A 17,446-nucleotide genomic window follows, 5' to 3' on the forward strand; every position below is an offset into this window, starting at 1 on the left:
CTGCGACGGCTGTGGCGCCGGTCACGCTAGCCTGAAACCCTCATACACGGGCACACAGGATGAAAGCAGGACGGACAGCTCATGCCAGCCGGCGCTCCCCGGGTCTTCGTCTCCCACCTCGCCGACGTCGCCGTCTTCGACCCCAACGGCGACCAGGTCGGACGGGTCCGTGACGTGGTGACGCTGCTGGGCGGGCGGCGCAAGCTGCCCAGCGTGCTGGGCCTGGTGGTGGAGGTCGTCAGCAGGCGCCGGGTCTTCCTGCCGATGACGCGGGTGACCGGCGTGGAGTCCGGGCAGGTCATCACCACCGGGGTGCTCAACATCCGCCGTTTCGAGCGGCGCCCCAACGAGCACCTCGTGCTGGGCGAGCTCCTGGACCGCCGGGTGACCCTCAAGGAGACCGGCGAGGAGGTCACGGTGCTGGACGTGGGCCTGCACCGGCTGCCCGCACGCCGGGACTGGGAGATCGACCGGCTCTTCGTCCGCAAGGGGCGCAAGGGCGGCGGACTGCGCGGCCGGCGCGGGGAGACGCTGACCGTCGAGTGGGAGGCGGTGACCGGCTTCGCCCTGGAGGAACCGGAACAGGGCACCGCCAACCTGCTCGCCACCTTCGAACAACTGCGCCCCGCCGATCTGGCCAACGTGCTGCACCACCTCTCCGAGAAGCGCCGCGCCGAGGTCGCCGCCGCCCTCCACGACGACCGGCTCGCCGACGTGCTGGAGGAGCTGCCCGACGACGACCAGGTGGAGATCATCGGCAAGCTCGCCGACGAACGCGCCGCCGTCGTCCTGGAGGCCATGGACCCCGACGACGCTGCCGACCTCCTCGGAGAGCTGCCCGAGGAGGACAAGAACCGGCTGCTGGACCTGATGCAGCCCCAGGAGGCGGCGCCGGTGCGGCGGCTGCTGACGTACGAAGAGGGCACCGCCGGCAGCCTGATGACGACCGAACCGATCGTGCTGCGTCCCGACGCGAGCGTCGCCGAGGCGCTGGCCAGGGTCCGGGAGGAGGATCTGCCCGCCCCGCTGGCCTCCCAGGTGTACGTGTGCCGCCCCCCGGACGAGACGCCCACCGGCCATTACCTGGGCGTCGTCCACTTCCAACGGCTGCTGCGGGAGCCACCGTTCGCGCTGGTCGGCGCCATCGTGGACGCCGACCTGCGTCCGCTGCCGCCGGACACGCCGCTGCCCGCGCTGACCGGCTACATGGCGGCCTACAACATCGTCTCGGCCCCCGTGGTCGACGAGGGCAGCCACCTGCTGGGGGCCGTCACCGTCGACGACGTACTGGACGACCTGCTGCCCGAGGACTGGCGGGAGGCCACCGCCGCCGGCGGGCTGCCGGGGTTCCCCGACCGGCACCTGGAGACGACCGGCGACGCGACCCGGACCGGAACCGGCGGGGAGGCGGGGCGCCATGGCTGAGCGGGAGGGCCCCCGGCTCGACGTACCGCGTGCCCCGCGCCGGGCGCTGCTGCCGGCCTATGACCCGGAGATGTTCGGGCGCGTCTCGGAGCGGATCGCCCGCTTCCTGGGGACCGGGCGCTTCCTGCTGTGGATGACGATCGTCATCGTGGTGTGGATGGGCTGGAACATCGCCGCCCCCCAGGGCTGGAAGTTCGACGAGTACCCGTTCATCTTCCTCACGCTGGCTCTCTCCCTCCAGGCCTCCTACGCCGCCCCGCTGATCCTGCTGGCGCAGAACCGCCAGGACGACCGGGACCGGGTCAACCTGGAGCAGGACCGCAGCCGCAACGAGCGCAGCATCGCCGACACCGAGTTCCTGACCCGCGAGATCGCCGCGCTGCGGATGGGGCTGGGCGAGGTCGCCACCCGCGACTGGATGCGCTCGGAACTCGCCGACCTCCTCAAGGAGCTCCAGGAGCGGGACACGGACTCCCCGTCCGGCTCCGGGGGCGCCCGGGAGAGGGATCAGGACCGCTGACCGGGCCCTCGGGGCCCGGCGCGGTGCCGCCCTCGCCGCCCGCACCGCCACCCGGCCCGCGCCCCTTGTCCGACGCGCTCCGCGCGCCCTTACCATTCAGTTATGGCTACCGAGACCGAGGCGACCACTCCCACCGAAGACGCCGTACGAGCGGCGCTCGCTACGGTGAACGACCCGGAGATCCACCGGCCGATCACCGACCTGGGCATGGTCAAATCCATCGCCGTCGCGCCCGACGGCAGCGTCGACGTCGGCGTCTATCTGACGGTCTCCGGCTGCCCGCTGCGCGACACCATCACCTCCGAGGTCACCGAGGCCGTCCAGCGCGTCGCCGGGGTCACCGGCGTACGGGTCGAGCTGGACGTCATGAGCGACGAGCAGCGCCGGGAGCTGGCCGCCTCCCTGCGCGGCGGCAAGGCGGAGCGGGAGGTCCCCTTCGCCCAGCCCGGCTCGCTCACCCGCGTCTACTGCGTGGCCTCCGGCAAGGGCGGCGTCGGCAAGTCGTCGGTGACGGTGAATCTGGCCGCCTCCCTGGCCGCCGACGGACTGAAGGTAGGGGTGGTCGACGCCGACATCTACGGCCACTCCGTTCCCCGCATGCTGGGCACCGACGGGCGGCCGACCCAGGTCGAGGACATGATCATGCCGCCGTCGGCGCACGGTGTGAAGGTCATCTCGATCGGCATGTTCACCCCCGGCAACGCCCCCGTCGTCTGGCGCGGGCCCATGCTGCACCGGGCACTCCAGCAGTTCCTGGCCGACGTCTACTGGGGCGACCTGGACGTGCTGCTGCTCGACCTGCCGCCCGGCACCGGTGACATCGCCATCTCGGTGGCCCAGCTCGTCCCGAACGCGGAGATCCTGGTGGTGACGACCCCGCAGCAGGCCGCCGCCGAGGTCGCCGAGCGGGCGGGCTCCATCGCGGTGCAGACGCACCAGAAGATCGTCGGCGTGATCGAGAACATGTCCGGCATGCCGTGCCCGCACTGCGACGAGATGGTCGACGTCTTCGGCACCGGCGGCGGCAAGCAGGTCGCCGAGGGACTGACCCGCACGACGGGTGCCGAGGTGCCCGTCCTGGGCGGCATCCCGATCGACATCCGCCTTCGCGAGGGCGGCGACGAGGGCAAGCCCGTGGTCCTCAGCGACCCCGACTCCCCGGCGGGAACGGCGCTGCGCACCGTCGCCGGCAAGCTCGGTGCCCGCCAGCGCGGCCTCTCGGGCCTGTCCCTGGGGCTGACCCCCAGCAACAAGTTCTGAGGCCCCTTCGGGGGCGCACAGCCCCTGAAGAGGAGGGGACGGGGCGTTACCGCTGCTCGTAGGCGGTGATGTCCCGGACCACGCAGAAGCCCAGGCCGTAGGCGCTCATGCCGCGGCCGTAGGCACCCAGGTGGACGCCTTCCTGCGCCGAGCCGGCCAGCACCCAGCCGTACTCGGACTCGCGGTAGTGGAAGTCGGTCGGAACGCCGTCCACCGGCAGGGAGAGGGTGTTCCAGCCCGCGCCCTCCAGGTCGTCGGCGAGCTCCCAGGCGACGCCGGTCTGCTGGTCGAGCCAGTCCTGACGCAGGCTGCGGTCCATCTCCATCGGGAAGCTGCACGACAGCAGTCCGGAACCGGCCAGCCAGGCCGCGGTCGAGACGGAGGTGGCCTCCAGCGTGCCCGTACCGTCCCCGCTGCGCCGCACCGGGCGGCTGGCGAGGGTGACGACGACGGCGAAGCTCTGCTCCTCGGGGGAGTTGTCGGCGTGGAGGGAGGGCTCCTCGCCGTGCCCGGTGGAGCCGTGTTCGACCGTGCCGTCGGCCGCGGTACCGACCTGCATCAGCCAGCGCGGCCCGGTGAAGGCGTCGTCCAGTCCGTACCACGGAAAGGCCGCCATCAGGTACTCGTCCACCGCCCGCCGCGCGCCGGGCACCCCCTGCGCGGCGGGCCCGGATTCACCGGCCAGCCGACTCGTCGTCTCCATCTGCGCGACGCCTCCTCATTGCCCTGTGCCCTGGGCAGCCCAGCCCGGCGACCCCCGACACTGGGAGGATAGCCACACCGGTCGGCCGCGTCGGTCATGCCCAGGGGATCAGGACGCGGTGCGGGTGACGAGATGGACGGCAAACGCCGTAGATGTCCCGGTGCCGTCCGGGCGGCGGTGACCCGATCGTTGCCTGATGAGAGCTCAGGTGGCGTCCGCGTCGAACGGCGGCGGGTCACTCCGCCGGGGGGTGTCCCCGGCCACCGGTCGGCCGTTCACCCCGTCGGACCCGTGCTTGGCCAGGTCAGGGGTACCACGGGTGGCCGAGGCGGCGCCCTTCTTGGCCATGTCGATCGGCCCGGAGCCGTTGGAGCCGTTCTTGGTGCCGCCGCCGGCGGAGCCGTCCCGGGCACCGTTCGTGTCGGAGCCGCGGTCGCCTCCGCTGTCGGTGCCGTTGACCGCGTCGGTGACTTCGGCCAGATCCTTGCGGAAGTCGAAGCTGTTGCTGATCTCCTTGATGCCCAGGTCGTCGTTGTCCAGCAGGTGCTTGCGCGCGAACGTCTTCGGGTTCAGGTCCTCGAACTCGAAGTCCTTGAACTCCGGACCCAGCTCCTCGCGGATGTCCTGCTTCGCGCTGTCGGAGAACTGCCGCACCTTGCGGAGGAAGGCGGAGACGTCCTGGATCATCTTGGGGAGCTTGTCGGGGCCGAACACCAGCACGGCGAGCACGATGAGCGCGACCAGCTCCAGTGGTCCTATGTCGAAGAACACCGCTCGACTCCCTCACTCCGTCCGCGGCTCTCATGGCCACCCGTCACGGTACCCGCCCGGGGCCCGTCCCCGGGACCCCGCCCTCGCACCGATCCCACCCGGACACCCGCATCCCGCAGTGCGTTCCCCCTACGTCCGCGCGTCACCGCCGCCCGGCACCGGCACGGCGGCACCGCTCACCCCGACGCCGAGCCGAGAGTCACCGCGACGGTGCGCTCCGCCCCGGAGCCGCCCGGCCGCACGGTCAGGTCCAGCTTGTCGCCGGGCCGGTGGCTGCGGACCCGGACGATCAGCTCCTCGCCGCCGTCCACCGCCTTGCCGCCCACCTCGGTGACGACGTCGCCCTCCGCCAGCCCTGCCTCGTCCGCCGGGCCGCCCTTGATGACCGCTTCCTGGCCGGCGGAGCCGCCGATCCGCGCCCCCTCGCCGTCGTACTCCATGTCGAGCGTGACGCCGATCACCGGATGCGTCGCCCGGCCGTCGTTGATCAGCTCCTCCGCGACCCGGCGGGCCTGGTTGACGGGGATCGCAAAACCGAGACCGACGCTGCCACCGCCCTCCCCCTCGGGCAGCGCGGCATCGCTGCCGGCCCCCTTGATCGCGCTGTTCACCCCGATGACGCGGCCCCTGCGGTCGACCAGCGGCCCGCCCGAGTTGCCCGGATTCATCGGCGCGTCCGTCTGCAGCGCGTCCACGTAGCTCATCTCGCTGCCCGGCTCCTCGCCCCCGGCGGTGACGGGGCGCTCCTTGGCGCTGATGATGCCGGTGGTCACCGTCCCGTCCAGGTCGTAGGGCGCACCGACGGCCACCACGGGGTCGCCCACGCGGGCGGCGTCCGAGTCGCCCAGCGGCAGCGGCGTGAGCCCCGAGACCCCGGACACCTTGACGACAGCCAGGTCGTAGCCGCTGTCGCTCCCGACGACCTCGCCGGTGGCGGTCTGCCCGCTGTTGAAGGTCACCCGCACGGCGTCGCTGCCCCGGGCCGACTCCACGACGTGGTTGTTGGTCAGGATGTGGCCCCGCCGGTCCAGCACGAACCCGGTGCCCGTCGCCTCCGCCCCGCCGCCGCGCGCGTGCAGCGTGACGACGCCGGGCAGCGTCTGGCGCGCGATGCCGGCGGTGCTGCCCTTCGGCCGCTCGCCGCCCTCGCCGAGCGGCCCCGTGGCGGTCTGCGGGAGCTTCACGTCGCCCACGCCGCCGTTGCGCTCGACGTAGACCCCGATCAGCCCGCCCGTCCCGCCGGCGGCCAGCGCCAGGACGACGGCGCCGATCACCAGCCGGGAGTGACGTCGGCGCCCACGCCCCGGCCGCTGCGGCGACGGGCCGGGGGCTACGGGCTGCTGAAGGGGTGCGGGCGGCTGCGGCGGCACCCCCTGGGGCGGCTGCGGCGGCGGGTGCGCCTGGGACGGCTGCGGCGGCAGCGGCCGCGTCGCCGCAGCGGCGGGCGTCTCGTCCCCGCACGGGCCGCCTGTGGGCACCCCGTACGGGGGCGTCGTGGCGAGCGGCGGCACGGTGACCCCGTGCGCCGGTGTGACGGCCGGACGCTGCACGGGCGGGGCCGGCGCCCACGGTCCCGGCCCCCCGTACGGAGGCGTCGCGTACGGGTCCACCCCGTGCAGCGGCTCCGCCCCCTGGTACGGCTCCGCGCGGGCACCGGGAACCGTCGCGGTCCCCCCTGCCCCGGAGTCCGCATCGACGGGCTCGACGAACTGAGAGGGCCCCGCCGCCCGCGCGGGCTCTGCGGACTCGGAGGGCTCCACGGGGGCGGGCTCCGCGGGAGTGCGGTCAGCGGCGTTGGCGGGATCCGCAGAGCTCACGGGCTCCGCCCCACGCAGGGGCTCCGCGGACCGTGAGGGCTCCGCGGGGGTGGGCTCCGCGGCAGCGGGGTCAGCAGAGGGAGCGGGCTCCGCAGAGCTCACGGGCTCCGCCCCACGCAGGGGCTCCGCGGACCGTGAGGGCTCCGCGGGGGTGGGCTCCGCGGCAGCCGGGGGGTCGGTGGGGTGCAGGGGCTCCGTCGAGGCCGAGGGGTCCGCGGGTGGGTGCCACGCGGGGGTACGGCGCGGGCGGCTCCACCACTTCGGTGGCTGCCTGGTGGCCTTCGGCTCATCCATGCTCTCTCCAGATGGTCACCCGCGCTGCTCGCCTCCCCGGCTCTGCCCGGCCTCCCGGCCGCGGGGGTCACGGAGTGCACCGGGAGGGCGACAGGTCGCCGGAAGGAGATTCAACCAGGTGTGCCGGGCGCCGCCCAACGCCCGTCAACACGGCACCGGTCCGGCACCACTTACGCGGCACCGGACCGTTCCCTCTCCGCGTCGGCGGCGGGTGGCAGCCGCCTCAGTGTCCGACCGGACTCGCCGTGGCGGCGGTCGGGGCCGTGGAGGGAGCCGTCGCCAGCGGGGCGCGGCCGGGCAGGGAGCGCAGCACGGCGGGATCCGGTGCCACGGCCTGCCTGCTGCCCGCCGAGGCGGCGGGCGAAGCCGCGCCCTTCGGAACCGACTTCCCGCTGCCGCTCAGCGCCCGCAACGCCCCGGCGGGCCCGCTCTTCTGTGGCCAGTCGGTGTAGTCCATGGCGGCGGACAGGCGCCGCGGGTCGAGGGCGGGGAGCGTGGAGAGCGGCGAGGTGGTGGACCGCTGCAACAGGCTCTCCGACGCCGACAGCCGCGGTGCGGGCGCGACCGCCCCGTACGAGGCGGCGGGCGCGGGCGCGAAGGTGGGGCGGGGAGCGCTGCGCGTGCTGAGCGTTCCACCCCGGTGGTCGCCACCGCGACGCCGGGTGTCCCGGGAGGCGGAGTTCGGGCCCGAGCCGGATCCCGCGCTGCGGACCGAGTTCGCCGACGGGGTGTCGCCACCGCCGCCGGGGCCGCCCGTGGCGCCGGCGGCGAGGGTGCCGCCGAAGGCCAGCGCCGCGAGGGAGAACGCTCCTGCGGCGGCGAAGGCGAAACGGCGGCCCCGCGAGGCGGAGCGCTCCCGCTCGGCCCGCTCCCGCTCGGCCTGTTCGCGTGCGGCGCGGTCGGCCCGCTGCGGGCGGTCGAGGCGCGGCGTCTGGTGGATACGGAAGCCGCGCTGCGGGGCCAGTGGTCCGCGGCCGCCGCGGCTGACCGGCAGATACTCGAACGTCCAGGGCGAGCGGTCGGCGCCCCCGGGCAGCCCGGCGACGGAGAAGGCCCCCACCGCGCCCTCGTCGGCGGGCGAGGAGCCCGGGCCGCGGGGCCCGGAACCGGGGCCGAGGTCGTCCGGCCCCTGCGGGCCCAGGCCGTCGGCCGCGGGCAGGCCCTGGAGGCGGGCGAGGAACCCGTCGGAGGGCGGTGGCGGTGCGGCGGCGGCGAAAGCGTTCTTCACCTGCCGCTGGGCGTCGGCCTCCGCCTTGCAGCCCGCACAGGTCGCCAGGTGGGCGAGGACGCGTTCGCGGGCGTCATGGCCGAGCTCGCCGTCCACGAGGGCGGCGAGCCGGTCCCCGAGGTGGTGTTCGGCGGGAGTCACCCGGCGCTCACCTCCCCGGCCCGGGCGGCCGGCACCGTGGTGCTCAGGGCACGCTGCTGCTCGGCCCGGGCCTCGGGCGACCGGTGCTTGAGCGCCTTGCGCAGATGGGACCGGCCACGGTGGATGCGGCTGCGGACCGTGCCGAGCTTCACACCGAGGGTGGCAGCGATCTCCTCGTAGGAGAGCCCCTCGATGTCGCAGAGCACGACGGCGGCACGGAATTCGGGGGCGAGGGTGTCCAGCGCCTGCTGGACGTCCGCGTCGAAGTGGGTGTCGTTGAAGTGCTGCTGCGGGGTGGGCTCGCGGCTGGGCAGCCGCTCGGCGGCGTCGTCGGCGAGCGCGTCGAAGCGGATGCGCTGCTTGCGCCGGACCATGTCCAGGAACAGGTTGGTGGTGATCCGGTGCAGCCAGCCCTCGAAGGTGCCGGGCGTGTAGGTGGACAGCGACCGGAAGACGCGGACGAAGACCTCCTGGGTGAGATCCTCGGCGTCGTGCTGGTTTCCGGTCAGCCGGTAGGCGAGCCGGTAGACACGGGCGCTGTGGGTGCTGACGATCTCCTCCCAGGAGGGAGGGGTCCACGCCTGGACGTCCGCGGCGGTCTCGAAGGACGCCGTGGTCGCGGTGTCGGCGGTGCGGGCCTGGTCAGCGGTGTCGGTCACGGATTTCGGCTGTTCCGCGGACCGGCGGAATCTGGCGAAGACGCCGCGGTCCCGGCTCGCAGCCGCACCTCCCCTGTCGGCTCTGGTGGTGTCCACTGGAGCCCCTACCATAGCCACATCTCCCGTTAGCTCCGGATAAGCGTCTTTGCCCGGCTTTGGCGAGCGCCGCACGCCGGTCTCTCCCTCCTCAACGCCCAGTCCCATCAGCAGGTTCCCGGGCCAACGGATACAGTCACGATTGCGTGGAGGACGGGGACAGGAGAGGGCCATTACCGGCAACCGGCAGACGAGCTGGGCGCTCGCCGACGCGTACGGCGCCGAGCTGGTCGAGAGCGCCGAGAGCGACGCGCTGCGCTGGGCCCGCGCCAGGGCCCAGGAGGCGGGTCTGCGCTCGGTCTCCCCGGCGACCGGGGCGGCGCTGCGGCTGCTGGCGGCGACCGCCGGCGCCAAGGCGGTGGCCGAGATAGGTACCGGCACCGGCGTCTCCGGGCTGCACCTGTTGCACGGGATGCGGCCCGACGGGGTGCTCACCACGGTCGACATCGAGCCGGAGCGGCAGCAGTTCGCGCGGGAGGCCTTCCGGACGGCCGGCTTCGTGGGCAACGGCGGCAACCGGGTGCGCTTCATCCCGGGACGGGCCCTGGATGTGCTGCCCCGCCTCGCGGACGGCGGGTACGACCTCGTCTTCTGCGACGGCGACCGCACCGAGTGCCTGGACTATCTCGCCGAGTCGTTGCGACTGCTGCGCGACGGCGGGTTGATCTGCTTCGCGGGGGTACTCGCGGAGGGCCGTACCGTCGGTGCCGCGGCGCAGCCGGCCGAAGTGCTGCGGCTGCGCGATCTGTTGCGCACGGTGCGGGAGAGCACGGTGCTGATGCCCTCGCTGCTGCCGGTCGGCGACGGGTTGCTGTGTGCGGTCAAACGCGGTGAGTGACCGCGCGGTTGCCCCGCCCACCGCAGGCGGCGCCGCGGGAGAACGACAGCGCCCCGGAACGTACGCGCGCAGTGCGTGCGTACACCCGGGGCAGCGGTCGTCCTGCGGCCGGACCGGCCGGTCGTCAGCCGCAGACCTTCTTCAGTTCCTCGCCGAGCGCCGTCGCCTCGTCCGGTGTCAGCTCGACGACGAGTCGCCCACCGCCTTCGAGCGGAACGCGCATGACGATGCCCCGCCCCTCTTTGGTCACCTCGAGCGGGCCGTCACCCGTCCGCGGCTTCATGGCCGCCATGCTCGTTCCCCTTCCTGAACCAGCCGATCGCGCCGTGGGCACGTGAACAGGCACAGCCTCACCGGCATCGAACACATTGCTTCCCGACCATTATCCCGCATCGCAGGACCCGATGACCAACATCGGTCCGCATCTCTTGCGGACCGATCGTCCACAAAACCGCCCAATCCGGCGATCGGCCTGCGATACTGCCCCGTCGCCGCTCCCCCGCCCGCGCCTGCGCGTTTGACGCAGGTCACATCGGACGGCCCCGCCGGGCGGGTGCGTGCCCTGTCCGGCGCCGTTGATCCACGTCATGCTGAGCGTATGTCCGACACCGTGCGCTACGAACTGAGCGAGGGTCTCGCGACGGTCACCCTCGACCGCCCCGACGCGATGAACGCCCTCGACAACGAGACCAAGGTCGCGCTGCGCGACACCCTCCACCGGGCCGCGGCCGACCAGGAGGTGCGGGCCGTCCTGCTCACCGGCAGCGGGCGGGCCTTCTGTGTGGGCCAGGACCTCAAGGAGCACACCGGCTCTCTCGAACGCAACGGCGGCAGCGCCCTGAACACGGTCGAGGAGCACTACAACCCGATCACGCTCGCCCTGGCGGGGATGCCCAAGCCGGTGGTGGCGGGCGTGAACGGCGTGGCGGCCGGTGCGGGCGCGGGCTTCGCGTTCGCCTGCGACTACCGGGTGATGGCGGACACCGCGGCCTTCACCACCGCCTTCGCCGGGATCGCGCTGACCGCGGACTCCGGCCTCTCGTGGACCCTGCCCCGGCTGGTCGGCCCCGCGCGCGCCGCCGACCTGCTGCTCTTCCCGCGCAGCGTCAAGGCCGAGGAGGCCCTGGAGCTGGGCCTGGTCAACCGCGTGGTACCGGCCGCCGAACTGGCCGCGGAGGCGAGCGCCGTGGCGCGCACGCTGGCGCAGGGGCCGACCGCCGCCTATGCCGCGTTGAAGGAGTCGCTGGCCTACAGCGCCTCGCACTCGCTCGCCGAGACCCTCGGCAAGGAGTCCGAACTCCAGGTGCGGGTGGGCGGTACGGCCGACCACAGGACCGCCGTCCAGGCGTTCGTGCGGAAGGAGCAGCCCCGCTTCACCGGCCGCTGACCTCCCGCTCCGGGCGCCGCGCGGCGCTTCACCCGGTGGCCGCGTCCCGGCACCAGCAGTCCGCGAGGTGGTCGTCGACCAGCCCGCACGCCTGCATCAGGGCGTAGGCGGTGGTGGGCCCCACGAAGCGGAAGCCCCGCTTCTTCAGCTCCTTGGCCAGCGCCGTCGACTCGGGGGTGGTGGCGGGCACCTCGGCCGTCGTGCGGGGCGCCCGGCGGCCGCCCGGGTCCGGCGCGTACGACCACACCAGGCGGTCCAGCTCGCCCGGCTCCCATGCGGCCGCGATCCGCGCGTTGTGCAACGCGGCGGCGATCTTGGCGCGGTTGCGGACGATGCCGGGGTCGGCCAGCAGCCGCTGCTCGTCCTGTTCGGTGAAGCGGGCGACGTCCGGGATGTGGAAGCGCGCGAAGGCCGCGCGGAACGCCTCGCGCTTCCGCAGGATCGTCAGCCAGGACAGCCCGGACTGGAAGCCCTCCAGGCACAGCCGCTCGTAGAGCGCGTCGTCGCCGCGCACCGGCCTGCCCCACTCGGTGTCGTGGTAGGCCGCGTAGTCCTCTGCCGTGGTGCCCCAGGGGCAGCGCAGGCGGCCGTCCGCGCCCGGCAGGGCACCGCCCTCGGGCGCCGCGGGCTGCCGCCCGGTGCCGGTGGCTGCGACCGCTGCGGCGACCGCCTCGGTCCCGGTCTGCCTGCTCATCGCTGGTCTCCCTCCGGGCGGCCGTTCGGCCGGTGGCCCCACGGTTCCTCGTCCGCCCCCCAGGTCGTCGGGGCACCGTGCGCCGGACGCGTCCCCGGCCCCTCGTGCGGCTCGTGCCTCTCACGGATCTCCTGCGCCTCCGCCGTGACGGAGGAGCCCTCGCCTCTGCCGATCGCGACGGCCTGGGCGCCCGCCAGCGCGGACTCCAGCTCGGCGATACGGGCGTCCCGCTCGGCGAGCTCGGCGCCGAGCCGGTCGAGCACGTCGTCGACCTGGTCCATCCGGTAGCCCCGCACCCCCACGGCCAGGCGCAGCCCCGCCACGTCCGCGTGCGTGACGGCGCGCTCGGCCGGCAGCGGCTCGTCCAGCAGGTCGGGCGGGACGTCGGCCAGGCCGCCCGGTGCGCCGCGCGGGGGCGCCCCGGGGCGCCCACCGCTGCCGACGAGGGCGAGCGTGACCGCGGCGACGACCACGACGAGCGAGATCAGCAGGAACACGAACACGGCACGACTCCCCGAGTGGTCGTTCAGTATCTGGGCAGACCCCGATCGTGCCACGGCCCACCGACAGCTATGGTCGGCGGCGGGATCGGTGCACGGACCACGCGGATGCGGGCCGCGGGCGGCACCGGTGGGAGAGGAAGAGGACGGGTGATGCTGCGCCTGGGCACGCGCGAGTTCGGTGAGCACGAGCCGGTGATCATGGCCATCGTGAACCGCACGCCGGACTCCTTCTACGACCGCGGCGCCACCTTCCATGACGAGCCGGCACTCGACCGGGTGGCGCAGGCGGTCGCCGAGGGCGCCGCCATCATCGACGTCGGCGGGGTGAAGGCGGGGCCGGGGGACGAGGTGACCGCCGCGGAGGAGGTGCGCCGCACGGTCGGCTTCGTCGCGGAGGTGCGCCGCCGCTGGCCGGACGTGGTGATCAGCGTCGACACCTGGCGGCACGAGGTGGGCGAGGCCGTGTGCGAGGCCGGGGCCGACCTGCTCAACGACGCCTGGGGCGGGGTGGACCCGCGGCTGGCCGAGGTCGCGGCGCGGTACGGCGCCGGGCTGGTGTGCACCCACGCGGGCGGCGCCGAGCCGCGCACCCGCCCGCACCGTACGGCGTACCCGCCGGCGGGACGTGGCGACGGCGCCGCTCCGGCCGGGGGCGAGGGCCCCAGCGGGGTCGTCGACGACATCCTCCGGGTGACTCTCGGGCTGGCCGACCGCGCGGCAGGGCTCGGGGTGCCGCGCGAGTCCATCCTCATCGACCCGGGCCACGACTTCGGCAAGACCACCCGCCACTCGTTGCAGGCCACCCGGGAGCTGGGCCGGATGACGGAGACGGGCTGGCCGGTGCTGGTCTCGCTGTCCAACAAGGACTTCGTCGGCGAGACGCTGGACCTCCCGGTCCAGGACCGGCTGCTGGGCACGCTGGCCACCACCGCCGTCTCCGCCTGGCTGGGGGCGCGGGTCTACCGGGTGCACGAGGTGGCCGAGACCCGGCAGGTGCTGGACATGGTGGCCTCCATCGCGGGCCACCGTCCCCCCGCGGTGGCCCGCCGGGGCCTGGCCTGAGCCGCACGGCCAGGACCGGTCAGCCGCCGACCTCCTTGGTGACCAGCGTGACCGCCTCCTCGATGTCGTCGGTGACGTGGAAGAGCTCCAGGTCGCGCTCGGAGGCCTTGCCGGTGGCGACGACCGAGCCGCGGACCCAGTCGATGAGGCCCTTCCAGTACGCGGTGCCGTACAGCACGATCGGGAAGCGGGTGACTTTCTGGGTCTGCACCAGGGTCAGCGCCTCGAACAGCTCGTCGAGGGTGCCCAGACCGCCGGGCAGGACGACGAAACCGCTGGCGTACTTGACGAACATCGTCTTGCGGACGAAGAAGTACCGGAAGTTGATGCCGATGTCGACGTAGGCGTTCATGCCCTGCTCGAAGGGCAGCTCGATGCCGAGCCCCACCGAGGTGCCGCCCGCCTCCAGTGCGCCCTTGTTCGCGGCCTCCATCGCGCCGGGACCGCCGCCGGTGATGACGGCGAAGCCCGCTTCGGCCAGCGCCTTGCCGATCCGGACGCCCTTGTCGTACTCGGGGGCGTCGAGGGGGGTGCGGGCGGAGCCGAAGACGCTGATGGCGGGCCCCAGTTCGGCGAGCGCACCGAAGCCCTCCACGAACTCGGACTGGATGCGCATCACCCGCCAGGGGTCCTGGTGGATGAAGTCGGACGGGCCCGCGGTGTCCAGCAGCCGCTGGTCGGTGGTGCCCGGCTGCACCTGGTCGCGGCGGCGCACGACGGGCCCCAGCCGCTGCTCGGCGGGTTCCCCGCCGCTCTTGTCGGCCATATACGGCTCTCCTTCCGTCAGTGATCTTTCCGTCCAGGGTAGGCGGACGGCGGGGACGGCCGTGCGGGAAACAGGAGGCCATCGGCTGATCGGGAGCTGTCCGGGAGGTACGCGGCCCGGACGGAACGCGGCGGCCTCTCAGCGGTGGGCCACCGCCTCTGCCGGTGGGCCGACACACCCCGGGCGGTGAACCGGCTGCTCAGTCGGTGAGCCAGCGGCGGAGCCGCTCCTCGCACCGGGTGATGAGTGCGGTGTCGACCCGTTCGTCCCTCTTGTGCGCGAGCTTGGGGTCGCCGGGGCCGTAGTTGACGGCGGGCACGCCCAGCGCGCTGAAGCGGGAGACGTCGGTCCAGCCGTACTTGGGCCGCGGCTGCCCGCCCACCGCGGCCAGGAAGGCGCGGGCCGCCGGATGCCCGAGACCCGGCAGCGCCCCGGGGGAGCTGTCGTCGACCTCGAACTCCTCGACCCCGCACCCGGCGAAGACCTCCCGCACGTGCTCGACCGCCTCCTGCTCGCCGCGGTCGGGCGCATAGCGGTAGTTGACGGTGACGGTGCACACGTCGGGGATCACGTTGCCCGCGACACCGCCCTCGATGCGCACCGCGTTGAGGCCCTCGTGGTATTCCAGGCCGTCGATGACCGGCCGCCGCGGCTCGTAGGAGGCCAGCCGGTCGAGGACCGGCGCCGCCGCGTGGACGGCGTTGGCGCCCATCCAGCTCCGTGCGGAGTGCGCGCGGGTGCCCCGGGTGCGCAGGTGGACCCGCAGCGTGCCCTGGCAGCCGCCCTCGACCTCGCCCTCGGAGCCCTCCAGCAGCACGGCGAAGTCACCGGCCAGCCAGTCGGGGTGGGCGTCGGCGACGTGGCCGAGGCCGTTGAGGTGGGCGGCGACCTCCTCGTTGTCGTAGAAGACGAACGTCAGGTCGCGGTTGGGTTCGGGCACCGTCGCGGCGATGCGCAACTGGACGGCGACGCCCGACTTCATGTCGCTGGTGCCGCACCCCCACAGCAGGCCGTCCTCGTCCAGCCGGGAGGGCACGTTGTCGGCGATCGGCACGGTGTCGATGTGCCCCGCGAGGATGACGCGTTCGGTACGGCCCAGCCCCGTACGGGCGACCACGTTGTTGCCGTACCGGTCGACGCGCAGGTGCGGCAGCGGGCGCAGCGCCTCCTCGACGGCGTCAGCCAGCGCTTTCTCGTTCCCGCTCTCGGAGGGGAAGTCCACCAGCCGCGCGGTGAGCCGTGCGGCATCCTGCTGAAGGTCGAGTGCGCTGTCGGTCATGGTGCCAACCCTACGGTGGGACAGCCGCGCGGCCGCGTGAGGTCCGGTCGGACGGTGAGAGCCGCCCCCCCCGGGGGAGGGTAAGGAGGCCCGCGCGGAGGAAGACCGTGCCGCACGCCACTGGGGCGGCTTGCCACCGACAGGCCCCAGGGACGCGTTCAGCCGCTACCTTGGGGCGCGTGCCCCACTCCGGACCGGATCCTTCCTCGCGCGCGCCCGCACGCGCCCGCCGCGGCAAGCTGCTCAGGATCGCCGCAGCCTGCGTCGTACTGCTCGCCGTCGCCGCCTACCTGGCGGCGCGCGGAGTGTCGGGCCACGGAACCCCCGTGTGCACCGTACGTGCCTCCGGCTCCGCGGACGGCTCGCCCTCGTACGAGCTCAAGCCCGTGCAGGCCGCCAACGCCGCGACGATCGCCGCCGTCGCCTCGCGGCGCGAGCTGCCCGAACGGGCCGTGACCACAGCGCTGGCCGCGGCCATCCAGGAGTCCGAACTGCGCAACGTCCCGCACGGGGACCGCGATTCGGTCGGCCTCTTCCAGCAGCGCCCCTCGCAGGGCTGGGGCACGGTCGACCAGATCAGGGATCCGATCTACTCGACGGACCGGTTCTACGACCACCTGGTGGAGATCCCCGACTACTCCCGGTTGCCGCTGACCGTGGCGGCCCAGCGCGTCCAGCGCAGCGGTTACCCGGAGGCGTACGCCAAGCACGAGACCGACGCGACCCTGCTCGCCGCGGCCCTCACCGGGCGGCACCCGTCCGCGCTCACCTGCACGTCGAGCGGCCAGGAACCCGCCGAGCCGGGCGACCCCGAGCGGGTACGCAAGCGGCTCACCCGCGACTTCGGCAGGGACATGCTGAAGGACGGCGCCGGGAAGCCGAGCACGTCGGATGCGGCGGAACACGGCGCCTCTCCGCGCGCCGAAGCCGCCCGCAGCGGGGCACCGCCCACCGTCTCGGTCCCGGCACCGGGGAGCCGTGAGGGCTGGGAGCTGGCCCACTGGGCGATCGCCAACGCCGAGGGGCTGCGCATCACGCAGATCTCCTACGACGGACGGGTATGGAGCGCGGACCGCTCCACCGAGGGCTGGCGCGGGGAGGGCGCGGAGGACGCGAAGGGCTCCTCCGCCGACAGCCCCGTCCAACTGCGCCTCGCCGCCGGCCACTAGGACCGGCGGGGCCGTCCTGCGCACTGCCGCGGCCGGCAGGTGGCCGGCCGGTCACCAGTGCCCACGCTCCCCCGTGGGAGGGAAGCCGGTCCACCGGGCAGCCGCGCGGTCGCTCGGGAGGCGGTCACCGCGAGGAGTGAACCGCAGGGGCCGAACTGCGCTGGCCGCGGGCCTTTTCGACTTCTCCGGTACAGGTCAACAGCGCGCGTGGAATGCCCAGTTTGGCGCCGCACGCGGCAAACCTGGATTGCCAATCCTTTACCCGCGCAGCCCGCAACCTCCCCGGCGTCCCGCCCGATAGGCACGGCGTCTGACCGGGCGTCCCCGGCTGACACGCCAAGAACCTCTCTCCGCCGAAGGAGCACCATGTCCAACCCCCTCACGCGCCGGATCGCCCGCACCGCGCTGCTGTCGGCAGTTGGCGCTGCCGCCGTCGTCGGTGCTGCCGGTGCCGCGAGCGCCGTGGAGCTGCCCGCCGGCCCGGTCGGCGGTCTCAGCAACCTGGACGGCGAGGGCGTCGGCAACACGCTGGACAAGACGGCCCGTGACACCACCGAGCTCGCCGGCGAGGCCGGGGGCGACGTCGTCGAGCACGCCGTCCCGGCCGCGGGGAGGGCCGTCGGCAGCACCGGCAAGGCCGCCGCGCCGGCCGCGCAGAACCTCGCGGGGGACGCCACCGGCCAGGCCGGTGACCTGCTCGGTGACACCGCCTCCTCCGCCACCGGCAAGGGCCTGCCCACCGGCAACCTGGGTGGTCTGCCCCTCGGTTGATGCCGTCAGCAGTCCGGCTCGCCGGCTGCGTGCCGAAGGGCCGCCCGGACGTCCTGTCCGGGC

18 protein-coding genes are annotated in these 17,446 nt (G+C 73.9%); 8 read left to right on the forward strand and 10 right to left on the reverse strand.

Going from position 1 to position 17,446, the window contains the following annotated elements; genetic code table 11:
• Nucleotides 1–81: 81 nt before the first annotated feature.
• The 3 genes from H297_RS0102585 to H297_RS0102595 all read left to right on the forward strand — a co-directional run bounded on the left by H297_RS0102585 (nt 82) and on the right by H297_RS0102595 (nt 3,205).
• A complete protein-coding gene (locus tag H297_RS0102585; RefSeq protein WP_027735776.1) occupies nt 82–1,425 on the forward strand; it encodes a magnesium transporter MgtE N-terminal domain-containing protein in 1,344 nt (447 codons plus the stop codon).
• Nucleotides 1,418–1,945 carry a DUF1003 domain-containing protein gene (locus H297_RS34085; protein WP_037792512.1) on the forward strand — a complete coding sequence of 176 codons (528 nt, stop codon included), beginning with the start codon at nt 1,418–1,420 and terminating at the stop codon, nt 1,943–1,945. Before H297_RS0102585 ends, H297_RS34085 begins: the two co-directional genes overlap by 8 nt.
• A gap of 102 nt (nt 1,946–2,047) precedes the next feature.
• Complete coding sequence (locus H297_RS0102595; RefSeq protein ID WP_051351427.1) at nt 2,048–3,205, forward strand: Mrp/NBP35 family ATP-binding protein; 1,158 nt, start codon at nt 2,048–2,050, stop codon at nt 3,203–3,205.
• 46 nt (nt 3,206–3,251) lie between these two features.
• Here H297_RS0102595 and H297_RS0102600 read toward each other — a convergent pair whose 3' ends face one another.
• The 5 genes from H297_RS0102600 to sigE all read right to left on the reverse strand — a co-directional run bounded on the left by H297_RS0102600 (nt 3,252) and on the right by sigE (nt 8,929).
• A complete protein-coding gene (locus H297_RS0102600) occupies nt 3,252–3,908 on the reverse strand; it encodes a hypothetical protein (protein WP_027735778.1) in 657 nt (218 codons plus the stop codon).
• A 204-nt stretch (nt 3,909–4,112) separates the two neighbouring features.
• The gene (locus H297_RS0102605) at nt 4,113–4,679 is read right to left on the reverse strand and encodes a sec-independent translocase (RefSeq protein WP_027735779.1); all 567 of its coding nucleotides are present in this window, start codon (nt 4,677–4,679) and stop codon (nt 4,113–4,115) included.
• A gap of 176 nt (nt 4,680–4,855) precedes the next feature.
• On the reverse strand, nt 4,856–6,790 hold the full coding sequence (locus H297_RS41015; protein WP_078513680.1) for a trypsin-like peptidase domain-containing protein: 1,935 nt from the start codon (nt 6,788–6,790) through the stop codon (nt 4,856–4,858).
• Between the two features lie 223 nt (nt 6,791–7,013).
• On the reverse strand, nt 7,014–8,159 hold the full coding sequence (locus tag H297_RS0102615; protein WP_027735781.1) for a zf-HC2 domain-containing protein: 1,146 nt from the start codon (nt 8,157–8,159) through the stop codon (nt 7,014–7,016).
• Nucleotides 8,156–8,929 carry an RNA polymerase sigma factor SigE gene (sigE, locus tag H297_RS0102620; protein WP_078513681.1) on the reverse strand — a complete coding sequence of 258 codons (774 nt, stop codon included), beginning with the start codon at nt 8,927–8,929 and terminating at the stop codon, nt 8,156–8,158. Before sigE ends, H297_RS0102615 begins: the two co-directional genes overlap by 4 nt.
• A 127-nt stretch (nt 8,930–9,056) precedes the next feature.
• Between sigE and H297_RS0102625 the strand changes: the two genes are divergently transcribed.
• Complete coding sequence (locus H297_RS0102625; protein WP_027735783.1) at nt 9,057–9,752, forward strand: class I SAM-dependent methyltransferase; 696 nt, start codon at nt 9,057–9,059, stop codon at nt 9,750–9,752.
• 124 nt (nt 9,753–9,876) lie between these two features.
• Here the strand turns inward: H297_RS0102625 and H297_RS41020 are convergent, their stop codons facing one another.
• Nucleotides 9,877–10,044 carry a DUF3117 domain-containing protein gene (locus tag H297_RS41020; RefSeq protein ID WP_016469583.1) on the reverse strand — a complete coding sequence of 56 codons (168 nt, stop codon included), beginning with the start codon at nt 10,042–10,044 and terminating at the stop codon, nt 9,877–9,879.
• Between the two features lie 306 nt (nt 10,045–10,350).
• Between H297_RS41020 and H297_RS0102635 the strand changes: the two genes are divergently transcribed.
• A complete protein-coding gene (locus H297_RS0102635; RefSeq protein WP_027735784.1) occupies nt 10,351–11,139 on the forward strand; it encodes an enoyl-CoA hydratase-related protein in 789 nt (262 codons plus the stop codon).
• Between the two features lie 28 nt (nt 11,140–11,167).
• Here the strand turns inward: H297_RS0102635 and H297_RS0102640 are convergent, their stop codons facing one another.
• Both H297_RS0102640 and H297_RS42500 read right to left on the reverse strand, forming a co-directional pair.
• Nucleotides 11,168–11,833 (reverse strand): DNA-3-methyladenine glycosylase I, encoded by a 666-nt coding sequence (locus H297_RS0102640; RefSeq protein ID WP_078513682.1) that lies wholly within the window; start codon nt 11,831–11,833, stop codon nt 11,168–11,170.
• Complete coding sequence (locus H297_RS42500; protein WP_106959530.1) at nt 11,830–12,336, reverse strand: DivIVA domain-containing protein; 507 nt, start codon at nt 12,334–12,336, stop codon at nt 11,830–11,832. Before H297_RS42500 ends, H297_RS0102640 begins: the two co-directional genes overlap by 4 nt.
• Before the next feature lie 150 nt (nt 12,337–12,486).
• On the opposite strand from H297_RS42500, the gene folP reads away from it, so the two are divergent.
• A complete protein-coding gene (folP, locus tag H297_RS0102650) occupies nt 12,487–13,398 on the forward strand; it encodes a dihydropteroate synthase (RefSeq protein WP_027735786.1) in 912 nt (303 codons plus the stop codon).
• A 19-nt stretch (nt 13,399–13,417) separates the two neighbouring features.
• Here folP and H297_RS0102655 read toward each other — a convergent pair whose 3' ends face one another.
• On the reverse strand, nt 13,418–14,164 hold the full coding sequence (locus tag H297_RS0102655) for an LOG family protein (protein WP_027735787.1): 747 nt from the start codon (nt 14,162–14,164) through the stop codon (nt 13,418–13,420).
• Nucleotides 14,165–14,363: 199 nt separating this feature from the next.
• Nucleotides 14,364–15,443: a succinyl-diaminopimelate desuccinylase gene (dapE, locus tag H297_RS0102660; RefSeq protein ID WP_027735788.1), complete on the reverse strand. Its 1,080-nt coding sequence runs from the start codon at nt 15,441–15,443 to the stop codon at nt 14,364–14,366.
• A 179-nt stretch (nt 15,444–15,622) separates the two neighbouring features.
• Between dapE and H297_RS0102665 the strand changes: the two genes are divergently transcribed.
• Nucleotides 15,623–16,612 (forward strand): VldE C-terminal domain-containing protein, encoded by a 990-nt coding sequence (locus H297_RS0102665; RefSeq protein ID WP_027735789.1) that lies wholly within the window; start codon nt 15,623–15,625, stop codon nt 16,610–16,612.
• A 366-nt stretch (nt 16,613–16,978) separates the two neighbouring features.
• Nucleotides 16,979–17,383, forward strand: a complete 405-nt coding sequence (locus tag H297_RS0102670) for a hypothetical protein (RefSeq protein ID WP_027735790.1) — start codon at nt 16,979–16,981, stop codon at nt 17,381–17,383.
• Nucleotides 17,384–17,446 lie beyond the last annotated feature (63 nt).

Source organism: Streptomyces sp. CNT360 (genome assembly GCF_000424785.1).

What these genes read in the sequence shown, in the direction of transcription:
- H297_RS0102640 (WP_078513682.1), bottom strand. Translation starts at nt 11,833, where the DNA reads ATGAGCAGGCAGACCGGGACCGAGGCGGTCGCCGCAGCGGTCGCAGCC.
- H297_RS0102585 (WP_027735776.1), top strand. Translation starts at nt 82, where the DNA reads ATGCCAGCCGGCGCTCCCCGGGTCTTCGTCTCCCACCTCGCCGACGTC.
- H297_RS41015 (WP_078513680.1), bottom strand. Translation starts at nt 6,790, where the DNA reads ATGGATGAGCCGAAGGCCACCAGGCAGCCACCGAAGTGGTGGAGCCGC.
- H297_RS0102670 (WP_027735790.1), top strand. Translation starts at nt 16,979, where the DNA reads ATGTCCAACCCCCTCACGCGCCGGATCGCCCGCACCGCGCTGCTGTCG.
- H297_RS0102635 (WP_027735784.1), top strand. Translation starts at nt 10,351, where the DNA reads ATGTCCGACACCGTGCGCTACGAACTGAGCGAGGGTCTCGCGACGGTC.
- H297_RS0102655 (WP_027735787.1), bottom strand. Translation starts at nt 14,164, where the DNA reads ATGGCCGACAAGAGCGGCGGGGAACCCGCCGAGCAGCGGCTGGGGCCC.
- sigE (WP_078513681.1), bottom strand. Translation starts at nt 8,929, where the DNA reads ATGGTAGGGGCTCCAGTGGACACCACCAGAGCCGACAGGGGAGGTGCG.
- H297_RS41020 (WP_016469583.1), bottom strand. Translation starts at nt 10,044, where the DNA reads ATGGCGGCCATGAAGCCGCGGACGGGTGACGGCCCGCTCGAGGTGACC.
- folP (WP_027735786.1), top strand. Translation starts at nt 12,487, where the DNA reads ATGCTGCGCCTGGGCACGCGCGAGTTCGGTGAGCACGAGCCGGTGATC.
- H297_RS0102600 (WP_027735778.1), bottom strand. Translation starts at nt 3,908, where the DNA reads ATGGAGACGACGAGTCGGCTGGCCGGTGAATCCGGGCCCGCCGCGCAG.
- H297_RS34085 (WP_037792512.1), top strand. Translation starts at nt 1,418, where the DNA reads ATGGCTGAGCGGGAGGGCCCCCGGCTCGACGTACCGCGTGCCCCGCGC.
- H297_RS0102595 (WP_051351427.1), top strand. Translation starts at nt 2,048, where the DNA reads ATGGCTACCGAGACCGAGGCGACCACTCCCACCGAAGACGCCGTACGA.
- dapE (WP_027735788.1), bottom strand. Translation starts at nt 15,443, where the DNA reads ATGACCGACAGCGCACTCGACCTTCAGCAGGATGCCGCACGGCTCACC.